An 18,505-nucleotide genomic window follows, 5' to 3' on the forward strand; every position below is an offset into this window, starting at 1 on the left:
GCAAAGGAATGGCCTACACATGATGAACGAAGAAATACATGATTATGTAACGTCGCTGCTACCAAAACGTTCGCCGCTTGTGCTGGAAATGGAGCAGTATGCAAAGGACAACAACGTGCCGATTATGGAACTCGTGGCACTGGAAGCTATGCTTTTGCTGCTTGTCGCCAAACAACCAAAAACCATCTTAGAAATTGGAACAGCAATCGGCTATTCGGCTATTCGAATGGCGGAAGCGCTTCCGCAAACGCAGATTACGACAATCGAACGGGATGATGTTCGCTTCCATCAAGCACAAGCTTACATACAGCGTGCTGGCTTGCAAGACCGAATTCACCTTATCCATGGGGATGCGACCAATGGAGTTGATCTCGTTGTACATTCCACTCCATTTGATGTATTATTTATTGATGCTGCAAAAGGGCAATACCAAACTTTTTTTGAATTGTATACGCCGAAGTTAGCAGATTCGGGGCTTGTGATCAGTGACAATATTTTGTTTCGAGGCCTTGTCGCAAAAGAAGACTTGTCTTCGCAACCAAAACGTTTGCAGAAGCTCGCGATCAAAATCAAACGCTACAATGAATGGTTGTCCAACCATCCCGATTTTACGACGCGCATTTTGCCAATTGGCGATGGAATGGCGTGCAGCATGAAGATACGAACTTAACAGCAACATAGGAGAGGAAGACGAATGGAATCAAGCATGAGGCCTGTGATCATTGGCGTAGCAGGCGGCACTGGATCTGGGAAGACAACGGTCGCCAAAGAAATATTTAAGCAGTTCAGCCAGTCATCCATTGTCTTGATTGAACAAGATGCATATTATAAAAATCAAGATCATCTCACATTTGAAGAGCGTTTAAAAACGAATTATGACCATCCGCTTTCATTTGACAATGAGCTTCTTTATGCCCATCTTATGCAACTGGCCGATCGGTCCCCGATTTTTAAGCCTTCCTACGATTATGCCAATCATACACGGGCAAAAGAGGTTACAAAAATTGAGCCGAAAGATGTCATTATCCTAGAAGGAATTTTGATTCTTGAAGACGAACGTTTACGAAGCATGATGGATATAAAGGTGTTTGTCGACACGGATCCTGATATCCGCATCATTCGTAGGCTTGTTCGCGATACAAAGGAGCGCGGGCGGTCAATTGATTCAGTCATTGACCAATATACTTCGGTCGTGAGGCCCATGCATTTGCAGTTTGTGGAGCCGACAAAACGTTATGCCGATTTAATTATCCCAGAAGGCGGGCAAAACAAAGTCGCGATCGATTTAATGGCAACAAAAATTCGCACAATTATTGAACAAAAGAAGTTGGATGCTTAAAAAAAGCCAGTCCCAACCGTCCTTTTGTATATATTAATGAGGAGTGAATAGCATGGCAGAAGAGAAAAAACATTACATGACCGCAGAAGGCAAGAAAAAACTTGAAGAAGAACTACATTATTTGATTACAACACGACGTAAAGAAGTCGTTGAACGTATAAAAGTCGCACGTAGCTTTGGCGACCTGTCGGAGAACTCCGAGTATGATTCTGCCAAAGAAGACCAGGCATTTGTTGAAGGCCGGATTGCCCAGCTGGAAAAAATGATTCGCAATGCCGTCATGATTGAAAATGAAAAAGTAGATGGCAATGTTGTTTCATTAGGAAAAACAGTTCGCTTAATGGAACTACCTGATGGGGAAGAAGAAGAATATACGATTGTCGGTTCAGCGGAGTCAGATCCTTTTGAGGGGAAAATTTCAAATGACTCTCCGATGGCGCAAAGTTTGTTAGGTAAAACAGTTAATGACCGTGTAGTTGTGAATACGCCAGGCGGGGAAATGGAAGTCGAAATCCTTGAAATCCGCTAGATATAAGAAGTTCTCTTGTTGCACTTGTAACAAGAGGACTCTTTTTTTTCACATGATTTTTCGTCAATCTCCGACAAAAGGAAGGTTGAAGTTCAACTGAAACAAGCTATAATGGAAAAAGAACGTTGGAAAGAGGAGGTTATTTGATGGGACGGCGATCTGAATATCGCAGAAGTAAACGTATTAATCGAATCCTAAACATTGCTATTATCATTGTTACTGTGCTGATCCTCTTTCTTGGTGGCAATCTTGCAGTAAATTGGTTTAGTTCCGATCAAGCTGCTGTGGATGAACAAGAAAGCAGCTCAGGTCAATCTGGAGATGGCCAAACGATTGAAGAAGGCGATGAAGAAGGAAGTACAGCAGCCAATGATGACGGCGACAGCGACAACGATGCTTCCGAAGAAGAAAATAATGAAGACGAAAATAGCAGTGAGGAAAACGACGAAGAAGAACAAACAGAAGACGAAGAAACGGAAGAAACAGAAGGCGATACTGTTCCTACGCAACAGGAAAACCCGTCACCGAATGACTTTACAAGAGGTAGTCAAAACTGGAACGAAATGGAGTCAGCCCTTTATTTGGCCACAGGTTTAAACGAATCGAATTCAACACTTATGTGGTTAGGAAATGGCGGCTCGACTACAAGTGCCCGAGGCGTGTTGCTTGATAACAACACAGGCACCTATTACGATGTACACCTTCAATGGGAAGACAATGTTGGTTGGACGGTTGTCTCGTCGAGCGAATCAGCTACAGACCCTCGCTAGCGTCTACTTTAACAATTCGCGTAGACCGAATAAATGAGTCTGAAACGGATGCATGCTGCATCCGTTTTTTGCTATATGCCAATCTCATCGAGCAATTGGATAAAGCGTTCTTTGCTTACTCGTTCTCGTTCGTAGCCAATAAACGGGTTCTCAAATTGTTGGATGCGCCTAAGCACATCAACGTATGAAAATTGCTGAGGCGAAAGGGTTGGCGATGCTAATTCGTCTTCTCGCAAAGGAACGGCGGCAAAGCCGGTCTCTCTCATGGAGTATGGGGCAATGACCGTTTTGTTATAAGCATGCTGAACGTAGTCGATATAGAGACGGTTCCGTCGCTTTTTTTTGAGTCGTTCCGTCGTATACTTGCCTGGCTTTTGTTGGCAGAGAAAATCTGCGACAAATTTCATGAAGCGGCCTGTTTCCTCATAAGTAAGGGTCTGTTTTTCCAATGGAATGTGTACTTGCAGGCCTTTTCCTCCAGTCGTTTTGCAAAAAAAGGGGAGTTGAAATCGATTGAAAATTTGTTTCATGTCCAGTGCTGCTTCCTGGGCAAGGCCAAACTGATCTTGGCTAGGTGGATCGAGATCAAAGACAATTTCATCTGGTTTGCTTGATTCAATCGTTTGAAACGGAATATGGAGTTCCAACGCCAGTTGGTTTCCGAGCCATATAAGCGTTTCTGGATTGTTGCACAAAATATAACAAATGTCTTCTAACCAAGCTGAGTTGACATAAGCAGGCGCATAATTTGGAATATGTTTCTGGTAAAAACGCTCATTTGCAAACGTCCCATGGGGAAACCGAATAACAGTAAGCGCTCGTTGATATAAAAAAGGCAGCATAAAAGGCATAACAGCTTGCAAATAATGAAGGTAATCCGCTTTTGTGACCTGTTCCCATAACGGTTTATCCAAACTTGTCGTCTCTACAATATCTGGCAATGGGTACAGACCATGAAACAGCGTGGTCATGGTGATGTCGTTTGGATCAGCATGATGCAAAAAGCGGACAAAGGAGACTTCACGGAGTTGTCCACCAGAAAGGCCAATGCAAGCGAGCTCAACGACGATTGATGGAGCGAGGCGAAACCCATTTTTTTCAGCCGTTCCTTTTGTTCTAAAAAAATTGGCTAACGTTTTGGCATCGTCTGGCAAAAGGCCGTGCTTAAAAATAGCGACTTCATTTAACGCCCCTTGTTGGTGATAAACGCTGCCGTGAAAATAGCCATTCGTGGCATCAAAAAATGTAACAAGAACAGGTACAAGCCGGTAATGTTTCAGTTTTAGCCAATCTTTTGAACGAATATTTTGATTGTAGGGGCTTAGCTGTTTTTTAAGGACAATCCCTTCGCCATTATAACGTTTAACGGTCGTAAGGAGCGCTTGAATAGCGCTTGTCGACTCAACCACACCAAGTGTCGGGACACCGCCTAATGGAGTGAGGGCGGGAATGTCGGCACGTTTGCAGAATGATAACAACTGTTTGCGCCTTTCTCGATAAGGAACATTAGGTTGGTTCAGTATGTCAAAGGCTATCCATTGGCAAGGCCTGCTTACCATTTCCTTTTCGATTACATGAACATTGCTCATGCGCGAACGGGTTTGGACGGCAGGAAAATGACTTGCGTAGCCATTCAGCAAACAAACAAGCTCTCCATCTAATACGAGCGGCAACTCGTTTGAAAGTTTTGTTCGCCTTTCTTCAAAAGCACTTACAACTTCAGGGAAAGCGTGGTTTAGCAATCGCCCGTTACGGCTTATTAGCTCAATGCTCGTGTCTGTAATGGAGACAAGGCAACGATAGCCATCGTATTTAGGCTCTGCAACCCAGCCTGTTGACTGAGGAAATGCGGTCGTCTCCGTCAGTTTCATTGGTTTCATTTGCGCTACCTCCTAGCTATAGAGTAACCAAACCTTTCCTGTGATATTAATGGCGTTTGCGCCGTATAGTAAGAGTGAGGTGAAATCATGCATACAGTTTGGAAAGGCAGCATCCAGTTCGGGCTTGTTCATATTCCTGTTAAGCTGCACACGGCAACCGAAAACAAAGACATCAAAATGCGTCAGCTCCATAAAAAGTGCCATACGCCAATCTCTTATGAGAAAAGGTGTCGCCACTGCGAGGAAGCAGTAGAGGCAGACGATATTGTCAAAGCATACGAATACGCGAAAAACAAATTTGTTGTTATTGAAGCAGAAGAACTTGAGCAGTTTCGAAAAGACAACGAAGACAAAGCGGTGCAAATTCTTGATTTTGTCCAATTGGAGGAAGTCGACCCGATTTATTTTGACCGTTCTTATTTTTTAGCGCCAGGGGATGGTGGCTCCAAAGCCTACGCATTGTTGCAAAGGGCGCTTGCTGATTCTAAAAAAATTGGCATTGGCAAAATTATCATTCGCGCGAAAGAACATTTGGCAATTGTCCGTACGTACGGCAACGCCTTAATGATGGAGACGATTTATTTTCCTGATGAGGTGCGGAAGCTTGCTGATGTCCCTAATTTGCCAGAAGCGCCTAAAGTAGAAGAAAAAGAACTAAAGACGGCGTTGCTTTTAATTGACCAGCTTACCAGTGAATTTGACCCAGAGTCATACACGGATGAATACCGGGAGCAGCTTTTTGATCTAATTGAACAAAAAAAGCAAGGAAACAAAATGGTTGTTTCGGAACCAAAAGAAGCCGAACGGGACACGAATGTGACCGATTTAATGTCAGCGCTAGAGGCGTCATTAGAGCGGACAAAGCCGAAACGGAAAAAAGCAGCTGCATCAAAACGAAAAACAGCAACGAAGAAAAACGCATAACCAGACGGATCGAAAACGCTTTGTCAATCAAGACAAAGAAAACCAGCCGGCATTGCCAGCTGGTTTTTTCAGTTTTAAGTCGTGAAATCTTCCTTAAAGGTGTGTATACTGGAAAAGAAATTGTCCAATAGAAGGGAAGAGTGGCTGTGAAAATCGGTATCATTGGCGCAATGGAAGAAGAAGTTAACTTTTTACGAGATAAAATGGAAAACCGTGTAGCGACAACGATTGCCAATTGTGAATTTACAGAAGGCCAAATTGGCGCTGTGCAAGTAGTCTTAACACGATGTGGAATTGGAAAAGTGAACGCTGCACTGGCAACAACGCTATTAAATGATCGGTTTCAACCTGATGCCATTATCAACACTGGCGTAGCAGGTGGCCTTAACGCAAGTATGGCTGTTGGCGATCTTGTCATTTCAACGGAGGTGCGTTACCACGATGTTGACGCAACTGTGTTTGGCTATGAATATGGACAAGTTCCAGGAATGGTGCCAGCGTATTTGCCAGATGCAACCTTAATCGCAGCGGCGAAGACAGCCGCGCAAAAAGTAGGTTTCCATTCAGAAGAGGGGCTGATTGTGACAGGTGATTCCTTTATGGGGGAAGAAACGCGTGTAAATGAAGTCAAAACGCTATTTCCTGCTGCTTATTGTGCAGAAATGGAAGCTGGCGCGATCGCTCAAGTATGCCACCAATTCCAGACTCCATTTGTCATTATCCGGGCATTATCTGACGTGGCTGGCCAAGACGCAAAGATGTCATACGATACATTTTTAGAAAAATCAGCTGTCAATTCTGCTAAACAAGTGATGTTGATGCTCGACCATTTATCAGCATAATTTTCCTCTATTAGCAAAAGTCTTCGCCTTTCGAACTTCTTTTGATCTGTTAAGATAGAAAAGGAGAGCAGTAGGAGAGGAGGCAGTCTAATGGACGAAAAGACGATTCAACGTTTGAAACAGGATCAGCATGATTATCAGTTGTTCTGCTTGTTGTTTTTAGGGGCGGGTTTATTTTTGACAATTGGTTTTTGGCTGCCTGAGCCTTACCAAATACATGATGCAAGTGTACAAATATATTCAGGCATTATTGGAGCTGCTATTGTATTTGCCGGTTGTTGCTTTGGCCTTTCTTACTTGGCTAAACGAAAATTGAAAAAACATGAATAAGACAACAACCACGTAAAATGAAGCCCTAAGCAAAAAAGCTTAGGGCTTGAGGTTGTCGACAAAGTCGATAACCGCCCTCAGACTGATAGAAAACGCTTGTCAGACGAGGAGTGCAGCCGAGGGAAGATGCGAATAGAACGGGGGTTCATGAGCATATGAGTGAGGCAAACGACGAAGTATGCGAGCGTTTGTCTACAGTCTGAAGCCCTAAGCAAAAAAGCTTAGGGCTTCATTTTGAAAAGGTTAGGTGTTGTGTACAAGGGTTGCATGGAGAATGGAGACGGTAAAAGTCCCATTTCCATTAATTTCGTTAAACACTTTCCAGTTTGGCGACAACATTGCTTTAAATTCAGCTAATTGTGCCGCTGTGAGCGTAAGATTGTCAAACCGGTCGTCTGCCATTTGGTAGTCGATGCCTTCCTCCAGTCCATATTTTAAACCAAGCAAGCGTTTAATTCCGAATTTCGACACAAACTTAATGGTGTAGCCTACTTGCACTGCTTGCGTAAGGTTGTCGAAAGCTGTTTCTGCAGCTGTAATCAGTTCATGATAATCGAAGGTGTCATCAAAGTTGTTCAGTGTTTCCGCATCTTTTGCTTTCAGCAAGTTAATGAGTGTTTGTCGCTCCATGCCTTTGGCAAGCAACGTTTCCACCATAAAAGCTTCCCATTGCGATAAAGCTGGAAGGTCCATGAGTTTATTCTCCTTATGCCTTATTCGGCCAATTTGATTTCGTTTGCGTAATAGAGCTCATCAAGTCTTGGTTTGTAATCCAAACGGTCACTCACCCCGTAGCGGCCTTGAAGTTGGAATAAATAAACAGCGCCGCGATCTTCAGCTAATTGTTGTTGAACTTGTTGATATTGGTCGGCACGTTCTTCCTCATCCATATTATAGGCAGCATCTTCAAGCAGCTGTTCAATTTCAGGGTTGGTATAAGGGGCGACCCCTTCTTCTTTAAAGAAATCGAGCACGCTTGCATCAAACATGTCATTTCCCCAGCCGACAAAGATCGCTTCTTCTAATTCACCGTTAAATAATCGGTTGGCAAACTGGCTTTGTTCAATTAGTTCGATATTGGCTGTAATGCCGACATCGGCTAGCATGCCGCCAACCACTTCCGCCATTTCCGTATAGTAATTATTAACAGACATATTGATTGTTACGCCATCTTCATAGCCAGCATCAGCAAGAATTTCTTTTGCTCGTTCTGGATCGTACTCGTACGTGTCATACAAAGATAGATCAGCGCCAAAGTTTCCGGGCGTGATATGAGTCCGTGTGGCTGTAGCGCTGCCTTGAAGAATTTCATCGATAATCACCTGATTGTCGATAGCCAGATCAATCGCTTCTCTTACTGCCGGGTCAGCTGTAGTTTCTCCTTCCTCATTAGACAGCCAAATTTGGATCACACGTTGAATCGGTTCTAATGCCATATGGGTGCCATCATTGTTGTCAATCCGTTCCATGTCAGCGGTAGGAATATTGAAGGCGATATCGACGCCGCCGGTAAGAAGTTCAGATACACGGGTTGAGTCTTCGGGCACCACGCTAAAGCGAACAGTTTCCCAATTTGGCTCACCTTCAAAATAGCCTTCATATTTGCTTAATACAACAGCCTCATCTTGTTGCCAAGATTCAAATTGAAATGGTCCTGTTCCAACCGGGGCTTTGAAAAACTCATCAGCGCCTACTTCTTCAAAATAGTCCTTTGGCAACATGCTTGCTGCTGGAGTAGAGAGGCGACTGAGCAATTGTGGGTCAGGTTCAGCAGTTGTAATTTGAATGGTATGGTCATCCACTACGTCCACGTTTTCAATTTGGCTAAATGTGGCATATTGCTGGAGCGTCGTATCGTTGGCAACTCGTTCCAATGAGAATTTCACATCTTCCGCGGTAAATGGATCGCCGTTATGAAAAGTAACATCATCACGTAATTGGAATTCCCAAGTTACATCATCTATCGTGTCCCAACTCTCCGCCAACTCAGGAATGATTTCTCCTGCTTCATCCCGTTTTAACAACTTACTGTATACATTTACGAGTACAGCCGAAGTCGTAATGACGCTATTATTATGAGGGTCAAACGTAGTGATGTCGGCAGGGTTAGCAATCGTCAGCTGGCCATTGCCAGACGCTGTATCGTCATTGGTTGTTTCGTTTGCATCAGGATCTTCAAAACCGCAGGAAGCAAGGAGCGCCAGTGAAACAGCAGAAATGGTTATAAAAGAAACTGGTTTTTTCATGTTTTATCCTCCAATAGATGGTTTGTGCCTGTCTCTAGGATGAGAGGGCGGCACGGCTTTTAACAGTGATTTTGTATAAGTGTGTTTCGGCGACTGGAAAATGTCGTTTGTTTCTCCGATCTCGACAATCTTGCCTTTATGCATAATCGCGACACGGTTGCTAAGCTGTTTCACAGTCGGCAATCCATGGGCAATAAAAATATAAGAGAGCCCATATGATGTTTGCAGGGACTTGAGCAATTTTAAAATTTGCGCTTGGATCGAGACGTCAAGGGCAGAGACAGCCTCATCACATATGATGAGATCTGGTTTTAAGGCGATCGCTCTGGCAATGCTTAACCGTTGGCGCTGCCCACCGCTAAATTCGTGTGGGAACCGATTTAAATGCTGTTCGCTTAAACCAACCTCATGCAACAATTCTAGCGCCTTGTCGTCCCGTTTTTTCTTGTTTAATTGCTTATGGAGAATGAGCGGTTCTGTGACAATTTCCTTAGCTCTCATTCTCGGGTTTAACGACGCATAGGGGTCTTGGAACACTGCCTGCATACGCCTTTTAGTCGCTTTGCTTTCCGCTTTTGACTGGTTGGCAAGGTTTTGCCCTAAAAAATAAATTTCCCCGCTAGTTGGTTCCAAGAGCTGCAAAATCATTTTTGCCACCGTTGATTTTCCACTGCCTGACTCGCCGACAATCCCCAATGTTTCTCCTTTAAAAACTTGGAAACTGACGTCATCTACTGCTTTAAAGGAAGATGCTTTGTTTGTTTTGCTCTTTTTCAATGGAAATGTTTTGCTTAGATGACGTACATCAAGAAGCGATTCACTCGTCGGTTCCATTTTTTGTTTCCTCCTTTCCTGGATACTGACAATCCATTGGCCAAGCTTGGGGGATTGCCAAGAATGGGCTAAGGACTAAAAACTTGTGTCTAATGTCGGCATTGCCTTTAACAGGCCAAGTGTATAAGGGTGTTGCGGTTTGTCAAATAAATCAAACACCGTCGCTTCTTCGACAATTTTGCCGGTGCGCATTACAAGAACTCGGTCAGCGATATCAGCGACGACACTTAAATCATGAGTTATAAATACGATTCCAGTGCCGTTTTGTTTGTTTAACCGTTTCATAAGCGCTAAGATTTGTGCTTGCGTCGTGACATCGAGTGCTGTTGTCGGTTCATCTGCAATTAACAATTTTGGTTGACAGGCGATGGCGATGGCAATCATCACCCGTTGCCTCATGCCTCCAGACAATTGGTGTGGAAAGCGTTTTGCTGTTTCTTCAGGGTTTGGAATGTCCACTTGTTCAAGCAAATCAATGACTTTTTTAGCAATCGCTGATTTACTCCAGCTACGGTTATGGATTTTAAGCACTTCGGCAATTTGCGTCTGAATGCGCAGCATTGGATTTAAAGAGGACATCGGCTCTTGGAAAATCATCGACATTTCTTTGCCACGTAACCGTCTGCGTTCAGTTGCCGACATAGTCAGTAACTCTTGTCCTTCATAAAGGATCGATCCGCTGATCGTGGCGTTTCGATTTAACAGCCCCATAATTGAAAGAGAGGTCACACTTTTACCGCTACCTGATTCGCCGACAATGGCTACAATTTCACCCGGATAAATATGAAAGGAAAGGCCATTGACAACTGGTTTGAAGTCGCTGCCAGAAGCAAATGTTGCGACAAGGTCTTTTACACGAAGCAAAGGGCTATTTGTCATCCTTTATGCCTCCTCGTATGAAGCGTGGGTCTAATAAGTCCCGTAACCAATCTCCTAGAAAGGTAAAAGAAAGAACGGTGACTGTAATCGCTATACCAGGAAATGTCGCAACCCACCAGCTTGTGGCTAAATAGTTGCGCCCGTCGTTTAGCATTCCTCCCCAAGTGATGTCAGGGGGCTGGACGCCAAAGCCAAGAAAACTAAGAGAGGACTCTGTTAAAATGGCTGTGCCGATCCCAATGGTCGCGATCACAATAAAAGAAGACAAAACGTTTGGCAAAATATGTTTTCGAACAATATAAGTGTTGCTTGCTCCAAGCGTGTTGGCAGACTGGACAAACTCCCTTTCCTTTACACTAAGCACTTCCCCACGGACAACGCGAGTATACTGAACCCAACTTGTCAGTCCAATGATCAAAATGAGTGTGGCAATCGACGGTTCAAGCATTACCATTGCTACAAGGACAAGCAACAACGTTGGAATGGCAAGCATAGCGTCAACAAAGCGCATGATGAGTGCATCGAGCCAACCGCCTAAATAGCCAGAGGCAAGGCCAAGTGTCAGACCAATGAAACCAGCAATCACAACAGAGACGATGCCGACAAAAAGGGAAACACGTCCTCCGTAAATAAGACGGCTGAGCACATCTCTCCCTAGATGGTCGGTGCCGAGCCAATGCAAGCTGGAGCCATTTTCCATCCATGCTGGCGGGATTAGGCGTTGTGTCGCATCAATTTGAAAAGGATCGTGAGGAACAATCCACGGTGCAAAGATAGCAAGTACGGCGATTAGGAAAACAGTGACCAACCCTGCCAAGCCTAAAGGAGAGAGGTGGGCAAAAAAACGAGCCTGATTCGCTTTCTTTTGTTTAGAAGTAGCCTCCATGAACGATTCTCCTAGCCTAGTTGTATTTAATGCGTGGGTCAAGCACGCGATAAAGCAAATCGGTCAATAAATTTACAACAATCGTAATGAGCGCAATGACAAATACAATGGCTTGAATGACTGCCATATCGCTTACTCCCATTGAGGAAAGCAACAAGCGGCCAACCCCTGGCCATGAAAAAACGGTTTCGACAACAATGGCACCGCCAATCAACTGTGGAAATTGTAGACCGATGATCGTTATAACGGGAATTAACGCATTTAAAAACACATGTTTAAAAATGACAATGCTCTCTTTTTGACCTTTGCTTCTCGCTGTTTGGACATATTCTTGGTCGATTACTTCCAAAATACTAGCCCGTGTGAGCCGCGTCATTTCCGCCGCTAGGGCGATGCCAAGCGTAAAGGCTGGCAATACAAAATGAAGCGGTGTCGCTGCGCCTGAAACGGGAAAGATGGGAATGGCGACAGCTAGAAAGAGAATCAGCATAATCCCAATCCAAAAATTAGGCATCGCCTTGCCGACAATCGACAATCCTGAAATGAGTACATCAACAAACGTATTCCGCTTAATGGCAGCATAAATGCCTAGGGGGATGGAAATCGCAATCGCGATTAGCATCGCTACAATCGACAGAGCTAACGTTGCCCACAAACGGCTGAACACAAGGTCAATGGCTGGCTGCTGGTATTGCAGGGACATCCCAAAATCGCCACGGAGAAGGTCACTTAAAAAATGCAAATATTGCACGTGAAAAGGTTCATTTAAACCTAAGGCTTCACGTAACACTTCACGGTCTGCCGCAGTCGCATTTTCAGGAAGCATCACGGACACAGGATCACCAGCAACATAAACAAGGAAAAAAATGATCAATGTTAAAATGAGCAAGCTCGGTATGACTTGCACGACGACTTTTTTCAAAAATCCCAAAAAAGGTCACCTCCACTCACTTTGTTTTGCCGAGTAGCCCAAAAAATTCAAAAGAAACGATTTCAACTGCCAACGATTCAGCTGCAATATTGTCTAAATGGGGTGATTCCGAAAACAGCCAACGCTCAAGTGTTCCGAGCACTAAACTAACGAGCATAGCAGCAAGTCTTTTGCTGGAACTATCTTTTGGCAACATCTCTAGTTCTTGGGCCCGTTTAATGTTACGTTCGAACGCTTCTTCAATAGCGATGAGCGTATGGGAGATATGCCGGCAAATTTTTTCTTCTGCATCTTGCCCTGTTTTGAACAACAACCGCATATAATCTGGATTTGCTTGCGCAAAAGAGAAGAGGTCGGTCATTAATCGCCGCGAAGATTCAACCATATCATCGACATTTCCTTCTGTTTGGCGGTATCCAGAGCGAATGACATTCAAGAGTGCTTGTTCGCCTTCTTGCAAAATGCATAAAACAATCTCCTCTTTGTTTTTAAAGTGCCAATAGAAAGTGCCTTGGGCAACGCCGACTTGTTTGACAATGTCGGATACTTTCGTTTTGTGGTAGCCTTCTTGGGCGAAAAGCGCCAAGGCAGCCTCCATTAAATGGCGCCTGTTATCAAGTGTGCTCATAAACATCCCCTTTTTATTACTGATTGATGCGTCAGTCAATTATCTGATAAACCTAATATATTTACTCGGGTTTGAGAAGTCAAGCACTTTGTTCTATGAGGAAAGCTGAGTGGTGGAGAAGCGAGCGAACTGTTAGACGGATTAAAATAAAAATGAGCGTGCCTTCAATAAAATCTAGAGCAACTGTATCCACACAAAAGAAAAATAGAGAGATCTATTGATTTTTAAGAAAAATCAATTTAGAATGAATAGAAAATGAAAGGAGGAGTGGGAAGAAAAAGCAATGTTCTCTATCCATACTGGCTCAATCTTGCTTATTTAAAGGATATTGAGTGGCTGGTTGGTTTTCGATTTGAAAGCGTTTTCTGAAGGTGGGCTCCACTTGTTTTTTGTCTGTTTGTGCAAACGTTTGCTTAAAAATGGCAAAGGAGAGGAAAAATCTTGATTAATATAAGGAAAACAAAAGTTTTTTTAGCATGTATAGTTATGGTAACGTTTTCATTTTTGTTATCTACTTCCTCTGTGAATGACGCATATGCTTCGCAAAACAGCGACCAGAAACCATTTTCATGGGATAATGCAACGGTTTATTTTGCTATTACTGACCGCTTTAACGACGGTAATCGAGGCAATAACGATTCATATGGCCGGCCACAAAAAGACGCTTGGGGCCAAAACATCGGAACGTTTCATGGTGGGGATCTCCAAGGGTTAACCGATAAGCTCAATGAAGGGTATTTCACAGATCTAGGGATCAATACGATTTGGATTTCGGCTCCTTATGAACAGATCCATGGCTGGGTCGGCGGCGGCTCAGATGGCGATTTTGCTCATTATGCATACCATGGCTATTATGCGTTGGATTATACGACGGTCGATCAAAATATGGGGACAGTCGAGGAAATGCGAGAGTTCGTCAACACAGCCCACGAACAAGGAATTCGCGTCGTCTTAGATGTGGTGATGAACCATCCAGGCTACAACACCATTAAAGATATGAATGAATATGGCTTCGGAAATCCAGGCGTATCCGAGGATTGGACACCAGGTGAAGGGCAAACTTGGCACGATGTCCACAACCATATTCATTATGATGATGCTTCGGCGTGGAGCACATGGTGGGGACCTTGGGTTCGCGCAGGAATTGGCGGATATGAATCGTGTGGAAACAGTGAAACCACAATGTGCTTAGCCGGTTTGCCCGACTTCCGGACGGAGCTCACACATAGTGTCGGCTTGCCTCCCTTGTTAGAGACGAAGTGGAGCCAAGAGCGACGAGAGGGGTATGAGGACTGGATCGTTCCAACTGCGAGCGACCTACGCCGTGATCTAGACATAGCTCCGGCAGATTATATTGTGCAATGGCTCGCCGCTTGGGTCGAGGAATTTGGAATTGATGGCTTTCGTATCGACACGGCCAAACATGTGGAGTTGTTCCGTTGGCAGCAGTTAAAGGATGCAGCGAATGAAGCGCTGTGGTCATGGCGTGAAGAAAACCCAGATGCACCAGGGGCGAGCTGGACGGATGACTTTTGGATGGTAGGCGAAGTGTGGGGCCATGGTGTCGGACGAAGCGAATACTTTGATTACGGATTCGATTCAATCATTAATTTTACATTCCAAGGGGAACATGGGAACGGTCCCGCTTACCGATTGGACACAATGGAAGACACTTTTTCCCACTATGCAAATCAGATCAATATGGACGCGTCTTTCAATGTGCTAAGCTATCTTTCTCAGCATGATACGCACTTATATCCACGGGAGCGCCTAGTTGATGGCGGCACGTATTTAATGCTCCTTCCTGGCGGGGTCAAATTGTTTTATGGCGATGAGACAGCACGGCCATTTGGGCCGACTGGATCTGATCCCCAGCAAGGCACACGTTCATCGATGAACTGGGATTCTGTGCATGAGGATGTATTAAGCCATTGGCAAAAGATGGGGCAATTTCGAAATAACCATTTAGCGATAGGGGCAGGAGCGCACAAGCAAATTGGCACAAATCCGTATACATTTAGCCGCACCTACGTGGAGGATGGGGTCGATGATCGTGTTGTCGTGACAGTCGGGGCAACGGGTGAAACGACGATTGATGTTTCCTCTGTTTTTTCCGACGGGCAGACAGTCCGTGACTTTTATACGGGAGACAGCACGGTCGTTGAAAACGGGAAAGCGACATTTGCAGCCCATCAAAATGGCGTCATTTTAGTGGAAACCGAAGGAGAGACGATTCCTTCCGTATCTGCTTCGCCTCAAGGCGGGGAGTTTTCTAGTGAAGAACTTGAAGTCACACTCAGTGTGCTGCAAGCGGAGTCGGGCGCATATACAATCGACGGTTCTGATCCGAAGGAAAAGGGAACACCCTTTGCCGATGGGGAGGTGCTGACCATCGGGAGTGACTTGGCTATTGATGAGTCGCTGACATTGCGGCTTTTTGCAAAAAATGAAGCAGGTGAAGCGGAAGCGGAATATACCTTTACGAAGGTACCGCCTTATCCCCACGTTTTTGCTGATCCGCCTGGCGGTTCCTTTTCCGGTGATTCGTTAGAGGTGACGCTTCACGTGCAAAACGTAGGAGAAGGGGCATACTCGGTTAATGGAGCTGCCGAACAATCCTTTATGGATGGCGATGCCATTACGATTGGGGAAGGGACGGAAGCCGGAGAAGAGGTAACGCTTCAGCTCAAGGCGGAGAACGAATTCGGCTCTACTGAAGAAATGTATACGTTTATAAAATCGCCAGGGCTAACCGCTTACTTCAAAAACCCTGACACATGGGGGACACCGCACATTTACTATTACGAAACAGAGCCTAAAGTGGAGGAACCATCATGGGGTTCAGCGCCAGAAATGGAGCTTGTCGAGAATGGCTGGTATAAGTACACAATCGAAGGGGCAGAAAGTGCGCGCGTGTTATTTAAAGATGCTGGCGCTAATCAATGGCCAGGGCCTGGAGAGGAGGGGTTTTATCGAGACCAAGACGGGTGGTTTGATGGGGAATGGCATTCCGAAAAACCTGTCCAAGCAAATGACATTACGATTTACTATAAGACTAGTTGGACCAATCCACACATTCATTACTCTCTCAACCAAGAAGCTTGGACCACTTTGCCAGGGGTGCCGCTAAATTCGTCGGAGTATGAAGGCTACGCAAAAATAACAATTGAAGCAGAAGAGGGAAGCCAGCTCAGGGCAGCTTTTAATAATGGGCGTGGACAATGGGATAACAATCAGGGAAGAGACTACGTCTTCCATTCAGGAATAAATACATTAGCAGATGGCGTGATAGTCAGGGGCACGCCTTAGGAAGGGACCGCTTGGAACCTACTACCGCCTTGGGTACGCTGACAAAAGAGGTGGGGGCGGCGCAAAAAGGCGATATCGGAAAATAGCTCGGTTTTTGTGTAGGTCAAGGCTATTTGTTGAGTTGAAAACAGCCTTGACCTTAACGTAACACCAACCATCATACTCAAAGCGTGAACGGCAATGGAAAAATCAATAAAACGAATTATGACCATTTATTTGCAAGCAGGCAAAGCCAACCCAGCAAAAGTTGGGAAAGATCTTGCTCCAACGGGGATGAACATTCTCAGCTTTTGCAATCAAAGGATAGCTCGCTATGTCAATTAACCATACCTACTCATGGTTCAAGCATGTCAAGAAAGTGTTTTAATATCCGGCCTGTCAACCCCCAAATGATATAGTCGTTGTATTCGTAAAAGTATTCTGGCATTTGGTAGATCCGCCCTTCGTAAGCATCTCGGTTTGCTATCTTTTCAATCGGAAAGCCTTTGCCTGGTTGGACCGTTATATTCATATAGCCTTGCAATGGGGGATGACTGAGTAAATAAGCGACTGGAATAGTAAACCAGCTATCAACCTCTGCATCGTTAATAGAAATATCTTCTATTGACGAAATTTCTGCTAAAAACGGAAAGATGAATGTGCGCTGTGGCGTGTGTACAGGAGGAAGGGCAGCGATGACGCTAATGTCCGATTCGTCAATGCCTAACTCTTCCGTGCATTCGCGAATGGCCGCTGCTTTTGCATCATGATCCGATGGCTCAATCTTTCCTCCTGGGAAGCAGATTTCTCCAGGTTGAGCTCTTAAAGCCAAAGACCGGACTTGAAAGAGGATATGGAGTTCCCGATTGATCGTAATGAGGGGAAGAAGGACGGCTGCTTCTCTTCCCACTTGCTTGTTACATGTGTCCGCTGCCTTCAATTTGGCTTTAATCTCATCAATTGTTAACACCGGTATTCTCCTTATCAAAAGTAATGTGTCAGATCTTATGACAATTGTGCTGCAAAAACGAAAGAAGTGAAGTACATTAGAAACAAGGAAAGGATGCAACCCTTGCTTCCGAATTGTTCTTTCTTGTCTCTCTCCCCAATTGGGCGGCCTTAAAGGCCGCCATTTTTTTTGCTACAGAATTTTAATAGATTAATGATAAGAAATCCTCTTTATCGATGTTTCCAAAATAAGCTTTAATTTCCGTGTCGTTTAATGCATCTCTAAGTTCGTCCGCATCGTAGCGTTTGCCGACAAGCTTGTTTTCCAGTTCAGCCACGTCTGCTACGCCAAAAAAGTCACCATAAATTTTGCATTCGACAATGACGCCTTTTTTCACATTTAAACGCAAATCGATCGAACCGATCGGAAAACGCTTGGAGCGTTGAATGTCAAAGGCAGGCGATTTGCCATAATTCCAATCCCAGTTTTGATAGCGCTCTTTTGACAAAGCGTGGATTTGCTCCCATTCTGTCTCTGTTAATGTATGTTCAGGAACGGCGCCGCTCTTCGTATTAAAAATATAACGCAACAGCATCGTTTTGAATTCTTCCATTGTCAGTGGCTCACTTAAAAATTCAGCAATGTTGGCTACTCGGCTGCGAATCGATTTGATTCCTTTTGATTTAATTTTGTCATCTTTCACTTTCAACGCGGAAACGACGTTTTCAATCTCTGAGTTGAGCATGAGCGTGCCATGGGAAAACATACGGCCTTTTGTCGTAAATTGGGCATTGCCGGAAATTTTACGTTCGCCTACTTGAAGGTCATTTCGTCCACTTAATTGCGCATTTACGCCAAGTTTTTGCAGTGCTTGAACAACGGGCTCAGTGAATTTTTTGAAATTGTGAAAGGAATCGCCATCATCTTTCGTGATAAAGCTAAAATTCAAATTGCCCAAGTCATGGTAGACCGCGCCGCCGCCTGATAAACGCCGAACAACATGGAGGTTGTTGTCGTTTACATAATCTAAATTAATTTCCTCAAACGTATTTTGGTTTTTGCCAATAATGATCGAAGGCTCATTTATATAGAAGAGAAGGTATGTTTCTTCTGGGTCTAAGTTTTTTAGCGCCCACTCTTCAATCGCTAAGTTTATTCGTGGATCTGTAATGCCTGCATTGTCAATGAATTTCATTGGTTCATGTCTCCTTTCGTGTGACGATCTCCTTTAGTATACTGATTTGGCCCCT

The 18,505-nt window shown here is 44.4% G+C and carries 19 protein-coding genes; 9 read left to right on the top strand and 10 right to left on the bottom strand.

Annotation, left to right across the window (positions count from 1 at the left end):
- Positions 1-19 precede the first annotated feature (19 nt).
- From V5G21_RS17360 to V5G21_RS17375, 4 genes are all read left to right on the top strand, one after another.
- On the top strand, positions 20-670 hold the full coding sequence (locus V5G21_RS17360; RefSeq protein ID WP_011246441.1) for an O-methyltransferase: 651 nt from the start codon (positions 20-22) through the stop codon (positions 668-670).
- 24 nt (positions 671-694) lie between these two features.
- Entirely contained in the window at positions 695-1,339 is a 645-nt protein-coding gene (gene udk, locus V5G21_RS17365; RefSeq protein ID WP_011246442.1) for a uridine kinase, read from the top strand.
- Between the two features lie 52 nt (positions 1,340-1,391).
- Positions 1,392-1,868, top strand: a complete 477-nt coding sequence (gene greA / locus V5G21_RS17370; protein WP_011246443.1) for a transcription elongation factor GreA — start codon at positions 1,392-1,394, stop codon at positions 1,866-1,868.
- A gap of 146 nt (positions 1,869-2,014) precedes the next feature.
- A complete protein-coding gene (locus V5G21_RS17375) occupies positions 2,015-2,638 on the top strand; it encodes a YrrS family protein (protein ID WP_050748964.1) in 624 nt (207 codons plus the stop codon).
- Positions 2,639-2,709: 71 nt separating this feature from the next.
- Here the strand turns inward: V5G21_RS17375 and V5G21_RS17380 are convergent, their stop codons facing one another.
- A complete protein-coding gene (locus V5G21_RS17380; RefSeq protein ID WP_011246445.1) occupies positions 2,710-4,518 on the bottom strand; it encodes a DNA ligase D in 1,809 nt (602 codons plus the stop codon).
- A gap of 87 nt (positions 4,519-4,605) precedes the next feature.
- On the opposite strand from V5G21_RS17380, the gene V5G21_RS17385 reads away from it, so the two are divergent.
- From V5G21_RS17385 to V5G21_RS17395, 3 genes are all read left to right on the top strand, one after another.
- On the top strand, positions 4,606-5,442 hold the full coding sequence (locus V5G21_RS17385; protein ID WP_011246446.1) for a Ku protein: 837 nt from the start codon (positions 4,606-4,608) through the stop codon (positions 5,440-5,442).
- A gap of 146 nt (positions 5,443-5,588) precedes the next feature.
- Positions 5,589-6,284 carry a 5'-methylthioadenosine/S-adenosylhomocysteine nucleosidase gene (mtnN, locus tag V5G21_RS17390; protein WP_011246447.1) on the top strand — a complete coding sequence of 232 codons (696 nt, stop codon included), beginning with the start codon at positions 5,589-5,591 and terminating at the stop codon, positions 6,282-6,284.
- A gap of 90 nt (positions 6,285-6,374) precedes the next feature.
- On the top strand, positions 6,375-6,614 hold the full coding sequence (locus tag V5G21_RS17395) for a YrhC family protein (RefSeq protein WP_035204561.1): 240 nt from the start codon (positions 6,375-6,377) through the stop codon (positions 6,612-6,614).
- Between the two features lie 243 nt (positions 6,615-6,857).
- On the opposite strand, the gene V5G21_RS17400 is transcribed toward V5G21_RS17395, so the two are convergent.
- The 7 genes from V5G21_RS17400 to V5G21_RS17430 all read right to left on the bottom strand — a co-directional run bounded on the left by V5G21_RS17400 (position 6,858) and on the right by V5G21_RS17430 (position 13,018).
- Positions 6,858-7,307 (bottom strand): hypothetical protein, encoded by a 450-nt coding sequence (locus tag V5G21_RS17400; protein WP_011246448.1) that lies wholly within the window; start codon positions 7,305-7,307, stop codon positions 6,858-6,860.
- 20 nt (positions 7,308-7,327) lie between these two features.
- Positions 7,328-8,860, bottom strand: coding sequence for an ABC transporter substrate-binding protein (locus V5G21_RS17405; protein ID WP_212929945.1), 1,533 nt, complete (start codon positions 8,858-8,860; stop codon positions 7,328-7,330).
- Between the two features lie 3 nt (positions 8,861-8,863).
- Positions 8,864-9,694 (bottom strand): ATP-binding cassette domain-containing protein, encoded by an 831-nt coding sequence (locus V5G21_RS17410; protein ID WP_011246450.1) that lies wholly within the window; start codon positions 9,692-9,694, stop codon positions 8,864-8,866.
- Between the two features lie 75 nt (positions 9,695-9,769).
- Complete coding sequence (locus V5G21_RS17415; protein WP_095236176.1) at positions 9,770-10,573, bottom strand: ABC transporter ATP-binding protein; 804 nt, start codon at positions 10,571-10,573, stop codon at positions 9,770-9,772.
- Entirely contained in the window at positions 10,563-11,459 is an 897-nt protein-coding gene (locus V5G21_RS17420) for an ABC transporter permease (RefSeq protein ID WP_011246452.1), read from the bottom strand. Before V5G21_RS17420 ends, V5G21_RS17415 begins: the two co-directional genes overlap by 11 nt.
- Positions 11,460-11,475: 16 nt before the next feature.
- Entirely contained in the window at positions 11,476-12,390 is a 915-nt protein-coding gene (locus V5G21_RS17425) for an ABC transporter permease (RefSeq protein ID WP_011246453.1), read from the bottom strand.
- 16 nt (positions 12,391-12,406) lie between these two features.
- Complete coding sequence (locus V5G21_RS17430; RefSeq protein WP_011246454.1) at positions 12,407-13,018, bottom strand: TetR/AcrR family transcriptional regulator; 612 nt, start codon at positions 13,016-13,018, stop codon at positions 12,407-12,409.
- Between the two features lie 486 nt (positions 13,019-13,504).
- Between V5G21_RS17430 and V5G21_RS17435 the strand changes: the two genes are divergently transcribed.
- Together V5G21_RS17435 and V5G21_RS17440 are read left to right on the top strand one after the other, a co-directional pair.
- Entirely contained in the window at positions 13,505-16,327 is a 2,823-nt protein-coding gene (locus V5G21_RS17435; RefSeq protein ID WP_051881221.1) for an alpha-amylase family glycosyl hydrolase, read from the top strand.
- A 180-nt stretch (positions 16,328-16,507) separates the two neighbouring features.
- A complete protein-coding gene (locus V5G21_RS17440; protein WP_244153277.1) occupies positions 16,508-16,651 on the top strand; it encodes a hypothetical protein in 144 nt (47 codons plus the stop codon).
- A 10-nt stretch (positions 16,652-16,661) separates the two neighbouring features.
- Here V5G21_RS17440 and V5G21_RS17445 read toward each other — a convergent pair whose 3' ends face one another.
- Both V5G21_RS17445 and V5G21_RS17450 read right to left on the bottom strand, forming a co-directional pair.
- Positions 16,662-17,276 (bottom strand): NUDIX hydrolase, encoded by a 615-nt coding sequence (locus tag V5G21_RS17445; protein ID WP_035204566.1) that lies wholly within the window; start codon positions 17,274-17,276, stop codon positions 16,662-16,664.
- A 181-nt stretch (positions 17,277-17,457) separates the two neighbouring features.
- The gene (locus tag V5G21_RS17450; RefSeq protein WP_011246457.1) at positions 17,458-18,450 is read right to left on the bottom strand and encodes a lipoate--protein ligase; all 993 of its coding nucleotides are present in this window, start codon (positions 18,448-18,450) and stop codon (positions 17,458-17,460) included.
- Positions 18,451-18,505: the final 55 nt, after the last annotated feature.

Source organism: Shouchella rhizosphaerae, from assembly GCF_036700015.1.
GTDB lineage: Bacteria > Bacillota > Bacilli > Bacillales > Bacillaceae_D > Shouchella > Shouchella rhizosphaerae.